The organism is Pseudoalteromonas sp. MB47 (genome assembly GCF_011319765.1).
GTDB classification, from domain to species: domain Bacteria; phylum Pseudomonadota; class Gammaproteobacteria; order Enterobacterales; family Alteromonadaceae; genus Pseudoalteromonas; species Pseudoalteromonas simplex.
Window position 1 is genome coordinate 119,168 of the sequence record NZ_VFBD01000026.1, and the last position, 13,064, is coordinate 132,231.

4 protein-coding genes are annotated in these 13,064 nt (G+C 41.0%); 2 read left to right on the forward strand and 2 right to left on the reverse strand.

The genetic code is table 11. From position 1 onward, the window contains the following. Window positions 1-29: 29 nt before the first annotated feature. The gene (locus IMPJCBKJ_RS14470) at window positions 30-1,007 is read right to left on the reverse strand and encodes a Solitary outer membrane autotransporter beta-barrel domain (protein WP_166340797.1); all 978 of its coding nucleotides are present in this window, start codon (window positions 1,005-1,007) and stop codon (window positions 30-32) included. A gap of 296 nt (window positions 1,008-1,303) precedes the next feature. Between IMPJCBKJ_RS14470 and IMPJCBKJ_RS14475 the strand changes: the two genes are divergently transcribed. Then, the gene (locus tag IMPJCBKJ_RS14475) at window positions 1,304-1,978 is read left to right on the forward strand and encodes an outer membrane beta-barrel protein (RefSeq protein WP_166340798.1); all 675 of its coding nucleotides are present in this window, start codon (window positions 1,304-1,306) and stop codon (window positions 1,976-1,978) included. A 124-nt stretch (window positions 1,979-2,102) separates the two neighbouring features. Further along, window positions 2,103-11,408, forward strand: a complete 9,306-nt coding sequence (locus IMPJCBKJ_RS14480) for an Ig-like domain-containing protein (RefSeq protein WP_166340799.1) — start codon at window positions 2,103-2,105, stop codon at window positions 11,406-11,408. Window positions 11,409-11,462: 54 nt separating this feature from the next. Here IMPJCBKJ_RS14480 and IMPJCBKJ_RS14485 read toward each other — a convergent pair whose 3' ends face one another. Further along, window positions 11,463-13,058: an AbgT family transporter gene (locus IMPJCBKJ_RS14485; RefSeq protein ID WP_135926342.1), complete on the reverse strand. Its 1,596-nt coding sequence runs from the start codon at window positions 13,056-13,058 to the stop codon at window positions 11,463-11,465. Between the last annotated feature and the right edge of the window lie 6 nt (window positions 13,059-13,064).

Consider the following 13,064-nt stretch of genomic DNA (forward strand, 5'->3'; position numbering starts at 1 on the left):
TTTACTCAGTTTGTGTTTTTATATTGGACTTAAATTTCATTAAAGTACAAGACAATAGCAGCGCCATCTAGGCTACTGCCATTATGAATGTTGATACCAATACCAAAGTTATCGAACCATGACGTCCATTTTCTGCTATCCCATAAAAAGCCAATACCGTATTCATAAAAGTGATCGGTCCCAAACGCTACCCGACTATCGCCGCCTAAATCGATACGTTGGCCTTTGATGTAAAAAGCTTGCTCAAAAACCCCGATTTTGAACATGTTAAATTTAGCTTTAATACCATTGAGTGTGCGCCATGTCTCAGGCGCCGCATTATTTATTCCATCAGGGTGAGAGAGTGCCCAGCCATAGTAATAATTAAAGTTAAGTTTGTACTCGTAATAGCCCCAATGCCTAGGTAAGCGATAGATCATGGTCGCATTAGGGTTTAACACCAGTGCATTACTATTGAGGTTGGTGTAAAGATTTTCAGCTAAAGGCTTAAAATTACGTCTAGACTCGGGAGAGTTGTACTCATAATCATTGTTGTAATGTAAGTAGTGAGTATTAAAACCAAATTGATATGACCATTTAGAGCCAAGTGCTTTTTCGGCATTAAAACCGATCATCCCGTTATACACTGTTTCTGAAATATAGTCGTCAGCCACATTATCAAAAAGCGAAATGAAATCTGATTGATTTAAATAGCTTACTTTGCTGGTCAGGCTTAGTTTGTGTTGATAAACAGGCTCATCAAGCTGCCAAGTGTAAGGAATACTGTAGAGTTTGAGTTCTTTTCTAAGCGCAATACTGTCTTCATCTTTGTTGGCATGTTGCGAGTCAAACAGTGTTTGTGGATCAAAATCACCAAAACCTAAGGTAATACTATCACCATCGGTTAAAACCAACGACGTGGCAAAGGCCGATTCGAGCTGCTTAGTCGGGTTTGCAAAAACCGCTGAGCAGATACAGAAAATAATAGGGGTATAAAAAATAAATTTAAATCTATAGCTATTTTTCATTAATAAAGCGGGAATCATTATTTTATGAATAATAATAGCCCATTTAGTTCAAACTATGACTAGTTATTTAGAATTGATTTTTTGTCAATTATTCAAAATCACCAAATAACTAATAACAATGTCTGTCGGAAATTTCATAAGCTCATAAATTTAGGAAGATTCTGATTCGGATCACTCATCTTTTCATCTAATGTAAAACATAAATGCAGAGTTGATATTCTGACTTTTAAATCTACATATTATTGTATTTAAATCAATTCTGTGCCCGTTTAATTAGATTAAGAGAGTGCTTTATTTTGAACCATAAATACTTTTTAACTAAAAGTTCTAGTTGTTTTTCATGGGCTTTTATACTGATTCTTTTTTCTGGTGGCTCACTATTCAGTACAGATGGGCAAGCTAAAGAAAATAATTGGTATTTGTATGGCCAAATAGGCCACGCTTCGACTGATTTTAAGGCAGACGCTGTTAAAAATGAGCTTGTTGCACAGAGTGTCAATTATGAAAACTTATCAGTGAAAGATGCTGACGTAGGTTATCAACTAGGATTTGGATATCAGCTAGATTCTATATTTTCAGTCCAACTGGGTTATTTAGATTTTGGCGATAGAAATTTTCGTTTAACAGGAGAGGTGACTGATTTAGACAATTTTCATGATGTAATGCAAGCAACTTACCCTGAATCTGCAAAGGGGCCACACCTAGTTGTTTTAGCATCATGGCCTCTAACAAATGACCTATCACTAACAGGTAAACTTGGGTACCTTGATTGGCAACAAGATTACCAATACCAAATCAATACATCAGATGTTTTTAAAGCGAAACGCAGCGGCAATAGTGTGACTTTTGGCGGTGAAATCAGCTATTCAATATTTGAAAAGACTCTACTTTTCTTAAGTTACGACCAAGCTAGGTTAGATGATTACTCAACGACAATGTTCTCTATTGGCGCTAAGTATCAGTTTAACTAATCAACTCCAAATGTATGCAGGGGGCGTACATTTTTAATTATCTCAAGGAATAGCTGAGTCTACTTACTAAACCACTCATCGTGAATTAGCAAACAGCTTGAAGTTTCTACAGGATTAAAATGCCATGTTATCAACAATTATTAAATATTTATACTTAGTCGCACTTATTGCGCCCATGTCGATATTGGCTATGCCAATTACAATTGTCGCTCCTAGTAAAACGTTTACGCTTGATGTAGAGCCCAGTGACAGTATTGGTACTCTACGACAATTAATAAGCGATGAAACGAGTATCCCGTATGACAGAGTGGTCATTACTCAAAGTGTTGAGGGCGGTACCGCTGTGTTAGATGATAACTATGTTTCTTTGTCAGATAGAAACATCAAAAAGAATGATGAATTAACAGTTATAAAGAAAAATACAGCGCCTAGTTTTTCATTCAGCGAGTGGAAGGATCTTGGCAGTGCTAGCTTCGTTCAATCAAACTTTGCTAAAAGTTATGTAAAAATTAGGGTCGATACTAATGATGTACCTTGGGTAATTTTAAGAGGAGGTCCAACTGGTAGCAGTGTTATGAAATTCAATGGTACAGATTGGGAGTTCATTGGTGATGAGATGGATTCTTCAGATTCATATTTTGCTTCTTTGTACCCGGATTTAATTTTTGATAGCAACAACACACCGTTTATTTCTTTCGGTGATATAGTAGATTCTGATAAAATTTTGAGAGTACGAACTTTTAATGGAACATCTTGGAAGGACGTAGGTTCACCTGTAACTAATGGCGATGTATCATACATTAATCTAGCGTTTGATCATAATGGCGTTTTACATGTTGTTTATATCGACAGTAGTTTAGGAAATAAAGCTGTTGTAAAAAAATATGATGGTAATAATTGGGTAAGTGTTGGCCTACAAGGTTTTACCCAATCTGATGTAACCCATTCTGAAATTGCTTTTGATAGCTCAAATACTCCTTACGTTTTATTCAGTCAGTATTCTCAAACTACCACAGGTGTTTCTGTGATGTATTTCGATGGTTCATCTTGGGAATATGTCGGAGAGGCGGGTATATCAAATGCAAGAGCAATTAAACCGTCGATAGCAATTGATAGTAATGACAATATTTATGTAAGCGCTAGAACCTCAAGCAATGGAACTGTTGGGCTAGGTTTTTATAAGTTTGACGGCACAACTTGGTCTTTAGTTAGTGAGAACTTGTCTGATGGTTCTGCAGGTGATTCTGACCTTGAATTGGGTGCAAATGACATACCATTTATATTTTTTAGCGGTGGTAGGGGTAACGTAGTAAGTTATCAAAATGACACTTGGCAGTATGTTGGTAGAGAAGGCTTTGCTGAAGAAAGCACCCGCGGCAATTCTATTTCCCTTGACAGCCAAAACACTCCTTATGTTATTTATTCTAAAAATACGACTAGAACAACAAATTCTGTAATGAAGTATGCTACAACATCTTTTTCAGACTCATCTCTAACGATCAATCAAGGAGACTCAATAGGTGATCCGTTTGCTGATTTCATAATATCAGACAAAGACCGCGACGACGTGATGTTAACTATTACACTTTCGGATACCAACGCAGGGAGCTTTTCAGGTAATGGAAGCGGTGGGGCTAACTATAACTACGACGCTAACAGCGGTGTATTAACAATTTCTGGTAGTGTTAGTGATGTAAAGGCAACGATTGAAAACTTAACCTTTACTCTTGATAGTAACTACACCGGTGAATTCACATTCACTAACGAACTGACTGATGGCACAGAGAGCGCCTCGCCAGTAACTTTAACTTATAACGTAGTTACACCTAACAAAGCGCCCTCAGTTTCTGTTAATAAAGGCCTCTCAATTGATGAAGGTGCTACGACACTAATTTCTACACTTGACTTATCAGCCTCAGACCCTGATGACACAGGTGCAGAGCTTACATTTACACTTAAATCAGTGCCTACTAACGGCAGCTTGTTTGTTGATGCCAATGATAACGGCAGCTTAGACTCAGGCGAAGCGCTTGCTGTAAATGGCACGTTTACCCAGCAAACGTTGGATGATTCAAACCTTTATTATAAACACAATGGCTCAGAGACTACCTCTGATAGCTTTACATTTGACCTAGCCGATGGCTTGGAAGATGGTGTTGAGCCAGTTACCAATCAAAACTTTACTATTTCTGTTTCATTAACAAATGATGCGCCAGTGATGGTCAATAAACCAAAATGGGATTTTGCGGGTAATACAGGTTTTTCTATAGCGGCTGCCTTTTCTGTTAGCCTTGAGTTAGATAGTCATGATATTCCCTATGTGGTTTTTTCAGACAAGTTCAATAACCGTAACGTATTATCAGGAATTAAATTAGAGGGTGATTCTTGGCAATATGTAGGGCCTCAACGTTTCCATACTGGAATTACTAGTGGATTAAAAATGGCGATAGATAGTCATAATGTCCCGCATATTATCTATAGTGATATATCACTTGGTGGTAAAGCCGTCGTTCAAAAGTTTATTAACGGAAGTTGGCAAACCATAGGTGGGGGGCCAGTCAATTTAAACGAAACTAATTATTTGTCAATCGCAATTGATAGTGCAGACAACCTATATGTTGCTTATCAAGATAGTCGTTATTTTAACAAAGCAATTGTTAAAAAGTGGGGTGGTACAAATTGGCAGACTGTCGGTGGGATGAATGTTACGCCTAGAGATGCAAGGTTTATCTCACTTGCATTTGATGACAATGACACACCTTTCCTTGCATATGTTGATAAAAGAAACGACAAGTGGTTTGGCAATGTTAAAAAATTTGTGAATGATAGTTGGGTGCCTGTTGGTCCTGTCGATTCCCTTGAAAATGTTTATAGCTCTAACTTTGCTTTAAATAATAATACGCCTTACTTTGTAAATGCTAATTCGTCTGAAATTTTTGTAAGAAAATTCGATGGCACAGATTGGGTTTTAGTAGGAGAACGAGGTTTTTCTGCGGAAAATAAATATACACCCGATATTGAGTTTGATAGTAACAATAGACCTCATGTCGCTTATACGAATAGGACTTATAAGAATGGAACTGAGGGCTTTGAGGTGAGGGTGACGAGTTTTGATGGCACAAGCTGGCATACGGTATCTCCCCTAGGTGTAAGATCAGGTAAAGCTTATCAGTATGGATTCGCGATTGCGAGTGACGACAGCTTGTACATTTCTTTTAATGATTCTGCTGATGATTATAAGGCTTCGGTTTTGAAATCCAGCCGAGCAGTATTTGATAGTTATGCGCTTTCTGTTGCAGAAGACAGCGACGCAAGCTTACTATTCGATAATTATCAAATCACCGATGAAGAAGGTGATGATGTTACCCTGACAATTACACTTGCTAATAACACATCTGGCTTACTAGCAGGCGCGGCGAGTGGTAGTGCCGTCGTTAATTATAATAATGACAATGCGACACTAACAGTCAGTGGGTCGCTCGCGGATGTCACCACTACACTTGCAAATTTATCATTTAAACCAGCGGCTAATTTTTCTGGCTCACTGGGTATTACATTTAACTTAACTGATGGCAGCAATAGTATAACGCCAGTGAATGGCACGATTACGGTGACTGGTGTAAATGACGCGCCGAGTATTTCATCAATTGCGGTGACTCAAGCAACAGAAGATATGCTTTATTCGTATCAACTGACAGTATCTGATGCTGATAAGGACGATACATTTACATACAGAGCGACCCAATTACCAAGTTGGTTATCGCTAAACCCATCCGGTCTGCTGGCGGGTACACCGACTAATGATGATGTAGGTGATCATACGGTGACTATATCAGTGACCGATCAGGCAAATGCAAGTGACATTCAATCATTCACGATTTCGGTTGAAAACGTGAATGACAAGCCTGTGATTTCTTCCACGCCGATTAGAGCAGCAACACAGGACCAGCCATACAGCTACACCCTTGTTGCGAGCGATATCGATAAAGGCGATACGTTGACCTATACAGCAACGAAGATCCCTGGATGGTTAGGCTTTACAAGGTCTACGGGCGAACTGTATGGTACCCCAAATAAGCATACCATTGGTACATATGCCATTACTTTAACTGTTACTGACAGTACTGGCGCATCTGTTTCGCAATCATTCTCTATCACGGTTGAAAATGTGAATGACGCGCCGGAAATTTCTTCTGTGCCAATCACATCGGCAACCGAAGACAGTTTTTATAGTTACACGTTAACAGCAAAGGATGCTGACAAAGGTGATACCCTAACGTATGCGGCAACGAAGCTCCCTAATTGGTTGACGATCAACCCATCAACGGGCGTACTTTCTGGAACACCAAGCAATGATGATGTGGGTGAGCATGCTGTTACTTTGAGCGTCAAAGACGGTGCTAATGCACTTGATACTCAATCATTCACTATCTCGGTTGTAAACGTGAATGACGAGCCGGTGATTTCTTCAACGCCAATTACAGTGGCAACGGAGGATAATCGCTATATCTATACCTTGAACGCAAGCGATGTCGATAAAGACGATACCTTGAAGTATGGAGCAACAAACTACCCTGACTGGTTGGTGTTTAACCGTTCAACAGGTGTGCTTACTGGTACGCCTCGCAATGATGATGTCGGTGTGCACTCTGTGACGCTAACCGTCACTGACAGTGCCAATGCAACGGTTGAGCAAACTTTCACTATTACGGTTGAGAACGTGAATGACGTACCTGATGTGCAAAATGACATCGCCAGTGTCGATGAAGATAACAGTGTTGCGATTGATATTCTTGCCAATGACAGTGATGTCGATAGTAAGCTAAACCCAGCAAGCGTGATGATTGTTACAACGCCAACACAAGGTCAAACTAGCTTGAATACGGCAAATGGTGTGATCACTTATACGCCGAATGAGAATATTCACGGGACCGATACATTTAGCTATACAGTCGATGACATAGAGCATGGCCGTTCAGATGTGGCGACGGTGACCATTACTATTAATCCTGTTAATGACGCGCCTCTTGCAAATAGCGATAGCGCGATGACCGAAGAAGACATGGCCATTGAAATTGATGTTGCACTAAACGATGCTGATATTGACGAAGGAGACTCACTCGACTTATCAAGCTTAGTAGTCGTTTCTGCACCTGAAAATGGTCAAGCAAATGTCCAAAACGAGCGCATTGTTTACACGCCTGCGTCTAACTTTAATGGTAGCGATACATTTACGTATCGTATTGCAGATAAAGCAGGTGCAGTGTCAAATATTGCACGTGTTTTAGTGACTATCGGTGAAGTTAATGATGCACCAGTGGCGACCAATGAGTTAGGTGTACTTGATGAAGATACATCAATTGAGTTGTCTATTCTTGACAACGATATTGATGTTGATAGTGAGTTGCTTATAGGGAATGTGACGATCACGAAAGCCCCTAAGCATGGCGAGCTAACTGTCAATAAAGAGTTAAGCACAATCCGCTTTACACCACATTCAGATTTCTTTGGTACTGATAGCTTTGAATATAGTGTCAAAGATGATCAGTCTTTAATGTCAAATATTGCGACAGTCACTTTAACGGTAAATAGTGTGAATGATGCGCCAGTTGCACAAAATGACACCGCCGTATTACTTGAAGACACATCTCATAATATCAATGTGTTAGGTAACGATAGCGATGTTGATGGCACCCTTGATAAGACGAGTCTAGAAGTTGTTACACAGCCTGAACACGGTAATGTACAAGTGAACAATGGCGTGCTCAGTTACACACCAGATAGTAATAGTTATGGAGCAGACACATTTACTTATCGTGTTAAAGACGATTTAGGCCTTTGGTCAAACCATGCAGAGGTGTTCATTACGGTGACAGCTGTTAACGATGCACCATTGGCAAATAATGATGTGATCCAGACCAATGAAGATGAGAGCGTGATTATTGATGTGACGCAGAATGATTCAGACATTGATGGTCACCTTGATGAGGATTCAGTGAATATTGTAACAAACCCTGCATTTGGTCATATTACCAATAATGTAGATGGTACAGTTACTTATACGCCTATTAGCAATTATGTGGGCTTTGATTCATTTACTTACTCTGTACTTGATAATGAAGGTGCACAGTCAAATACAGCCTCAGTGACTATCACCGTGTTAGCAGTCAATGATGCGCCTGTTATTGAATCTCACCCAGTCACGTCGGCTACACAAGATGAAGCGTATAGCTATGTTGTTACTGTTAAAGATATAGACAGTGCAGATAGCTATAAATTAAGTGCGCTAGAGCTGCCAAGTTGGCTTGATTTTGATCCTACAACAGGCGAGCTAAGCGGTACGCCGAGTAATGATGATGTAGGTACTCATACTATCAACTTAGTTGCCACTGATGCAGGAGGATTAACCGATACTCAAACCTTTGCTATCACAGTGGCCGATGTTAACGATGAAGCCACGGGCGGGATCAGTATTACTGGTGAAGCAAAAGAAGGTGAAACCTTAGCTGTTGAGTCGACAATCGAAGACCCAGATGGCGTAGGTGAGTTTACCTACCAATGGATGCGTAACGGCGAAATCATTACTGGTGCAACGCTTGCAGAGTACATGCTAACCGAAGCTGATATTGGCGCGACAATCACAGTTGTCGTAACCTATGTTGATGGCCATGGTAATACAGAAACCTTTACCTCAGATGCAACCAGTGTTGTCATTATCGCGAATGTTGCACCGGTTACCCATGACGAACAGTTCAGCATGGATGAAGATGAAAGCATTACCTTTTCGCTAAACTATTTTGACGAAAACGGTGATGAGCTTACGCTTAATCTTGTGACACCTGTGAGTAATGGTACATTGATAATGGATGCAAACCATCTGGTGTATCAACCAAACGCTGACTTCAATGGTACTGATAGTTTCAGTTACACCGTATCGGATGGCATGCTGAACTCTAATATTGCGACAGTGACTATTGTCGTTAACGCAATCAATGATGCGCCAGTGTCTATGCCAGATAACTTTACCGTCAATGCGGATTTAAATGAGTATGTGGTGCTTGATGTGCTCGCAAACGATATTGATGTTGACGGTGATGAACTTACTCTTGTTAAGGCAACCGTGAGTGCTGGCACGATCCGCATTGTCGATAACAAACTAGAGTACTTAGCCCCAGTTGGCTTGAATGCTGATGTTGTAATTACTTATCAAATTAAAGATTCAAATGGTGAAGTGGTTGAAGTCACATTGGTGGTATCTGTTGTGTCTACGGCAGCTGAAATTACGATTACAGCACCAGAAGACAAAACAATTGCATCTAAAGGTCTTTTCACCAAAGTGAATATGGGCACTGCTATTGCGAAGGATGCACTGGGTAACCCAGTTCGTGTCACCGCAAGCTCAAAAGGTTTCTTTGCACCGGGGACTCACACTGTGATTTGGAGCGCCGGGGAAGGCGATGATCAAGTTTCTGCAACGCAGTTAATCAATGTTATTCCTCAGGTTAACTTTAGTAAAAATCAAACTGCAACTGAGGGGACGGCCGTTTCTATTAAAGCAATTCTCAATGGTGATGCCGTTAACTACCCAGTGGTTGTGCCATATACAGTATCTGGAGATGCGCTAGAGGGTGCAGACCATGACCTAGTTGAAGGTGAATTTAGATTTGAAAAAGGGCAACGTGAAGCGAGTCTGATTGTTAACGTGTCATCTGATGACATTGATGAGAAGTCTGAAACACTGGTTCTTCAGTTTTCAACGCCTGAGAATGCTGTTGTCGGTCCATTAGGTGAGCATACTCTTACCATCGAAGAAGGGAATGTTGCGCCAAGCATTGAGGTCTTTGCAAATCAGCAAGGGATAGTGACGCGAATCATAAATAGACAAGGTGGTGATGTAACGTTAACGACACTAGTAACGGATGCAAACCTAACCGATACACACATATATGGTTGGTTAACGTCTGATAGTGCCATTGTCGATACTGACAGTGTTGAAGAGAGTTTTACTTTTGATCCACAACTTCTTGAGCTAGGGACGTATCAATTTGAAGTCGGCGTGTTTGACGGACAACAAGCGGGTTCTTCACTATTAGAACTGACTATTGTTGACTCAATGCCTCAATTATCTTCTGAAGATACTGACTTTGATGGTATTCCTGATAATGAAGAAGGTTACGGGGATGCTGATAATGATGGCATACCTGATTATTTAGATGCTGATTCGTTAGCGCTCAACGTTGTACAAGAAAAACTGAACGAAAGTGAATTTTTCTTAATGGAAACCGAGCCAGGTTTGCAACTTAGCCTAGGTCATGTAGCGTTTGTAGCACATGGCACCAATACCGGAGTGTCAGAGCAAGAAGTAATGCATTACGGGAATTATGGTTCAGGTGCCACAGCAGATGCTGGATTTGATTATGCTAGCGGAGTCTTTGACTTTAACGTTAGCCAAATCCCCGTAGCGGGTCAGTCAGTCGGCATTGTTATAGCTCAGTTTGCACCCATTCCGAGCAATGCTGTATATCGTAAGCTAATGCATACCGGATGGACTGAGTTTGTCGTAGATAGTCGCAATAGCATTGCATCAGCACCTGGTGCAGAAGGCTTCTGTCCACCACCACATGATGCTCAGTATACCCAAGGATTAACTGAAGGACATTGGTGTGTTCAACTTACTATTGAAGACGGTGGCCCAAATGACGCCGACGGAAAAGTAAATCGTATCATCGAAGATCCAAGTGGTATTGCCAGTACAATAAGTACAAATACTCAACCGGTTGCTGAAGACGATATGGTTAGGGTCAAACGCAACATTAGTACATATCTTGATGTACTCTCGAATGACACAGATGCGAATGATGATTCGTTAATTCTGACATCCGCAGCAGTAGACATTGGTGAAGTAAGTATTGTTAATAATTTACTTTATTTTGTCCCGCAAGCAGAGCACCTAGGAATTGCAACGATTAGTTATAGCATTTCAGATAGTCAGGGAGGGGCTGATTTTGCGACAGTGATAGTTGACGTCGTAGCCAATGAAGCGCCGATGATAGATGCCATCATTGATGTTAGCACCGATGATCAAAGTCCAGTCACGATTGATATTTTGGCAAATGTGACAGATGAAGATAATAATGACTTCACTATAATTTCAGCCACAGCAGAGAATGGCAGTGTGGTCATTAACGATGATGGGACGATTACCTATACTCCAAATGCAGGTTTTGAAGGTACTGACACAGTCACCTTTGTTATCTCAGATGGTGATGGCGGAACAACACAAGGACAATTTAATGTGGTTGTTAAAGCGTATAAGCAGGTGAGTGTAGAACATAAAACCAGTGGCGGTGGTACGCTGCCAATGAGCTTAATCTTGTTATTATTCGCATTGACAATGATAAGACGCAGCTATTATCGAACATATCGATAAACATTAAAAAGCCAAGCTTCAAAGCTTGGCTTTTTTACACCTTTAAGAAGCGCTTTAAGGCTGATAGTAAATCGGTGATTCAGGGCCAACTGGGAAACCCAGAACAAATACCCATAAGTAGAATAACGCGACCCAACCAACAAAGAAGATCATGCTGTAAGGAAGCATGGTCGCAACCAATGTACCAATCCCCATGTCTTTCTTATACTTAGTCGCAACAGCCAGTATCAAACCAAAGTAACTCATCATCGGGGTGATAAGGTTAGTAACCGAGTCACCAATTCGGTACGCCGCTTGAATAGTCTCTGGCGCATAGCCGATTAGCATTAACATTGGTACGAAGATGGGGGCCGTTACAGCCCATTGTGCAGATGAAGAACCTAAGCTTAAGTTTACTAATGCACACATTAAAATGAATAGCACAAATACTTCAGGGCCAGTTAGGTTTAATGCTTGTAAAAGAGCAGCACCGTTAATGGCTAAAATTGTGCCTAGGTTGGTCCACTTAAAGAAGGCAACGAACTGTGCTGCAAAGAAAACCAGCACAATGTACATACCCATCGAGCTCATACTTTTACTCATGGCATCGATGACATCTTTATCGTTTTTCATAGTGCCAACAACGCGGCCGTAAACAAAACCCGGAATACCGAAAGTCACAAAGATAAATACCACAATGCCTTTTAAAAATGGTGAATGTGCCACAAGGCCTGTTTCTGGATTACGTAAAATGCCGTCTTCAGGAACAATTGTCCAAGCAAGTAATAGTGACACCACTAACAGTGAAACACCTGCCCATTTTAGGCCTGACTTTTCTTTATCAGTTAAACCGGCAATATCATTTTTAGGCAAATCGTTGCTTGCTTCATCAGGGTTGTACTTACCAAGGCGCGGCTCAACGATTTTCTCGGTAACAAACGTGCCTAAAATGGCAATTAAAAATACCGAAATCATCATGAAATACCAGTTTGCTTCAGCGCCAACTTGGTAATTTGGATCAATCATTTGTGCTGCTGGCGTGGTGATACCTGCAAGTAGCGGGTCAATGGTGCCGAGTAATAAATTGGCACTGTAACCACCTGAAACACCGGCAAATGCCGCAGCAAGACCGGCAAGAGGGTGACGACCAAGGCTATGGAATATCATGGCTGCTAATGGAATAAGTACGACGTAGCCAAGTTCCGATGCCGTATTTGATAAAATCGCAGCAAACACCACCATAAAAGTTACTAAACGCTTAGATGCACCCATTACCATGCCGCGCATAGCAGCAGAGAGTAAACCTGAGTGCTCTGCAACACTTACACCTAATAAAGCAACGAGTACCGTACCAAGTGGTGCGAAGCTGGTGAAGTTTGTAACAAGGCCAGTAACGATACGCTGCAGTCCTTCGGCACTGAGTAGGCTGACAACTTCAATAACACCATCAGGGTCACGACCCGCAGCGCCTTCAGGGCGTGGGTCGATAGCGCTTAAACCATACCAATCGGCAATGCCGCTAAAAACGATAATAGCAACGCAGAACATTGCAAATAAAGTGATAGGGTGGGGGAGCATATTACCCAAAAATTCAACGGTGGCTAAAAATCGGTTAAACAACCCATTATTGCCACCTTCATGGGTGTTGTGAGAGTTTATAGTTTTTGACATGTCCAG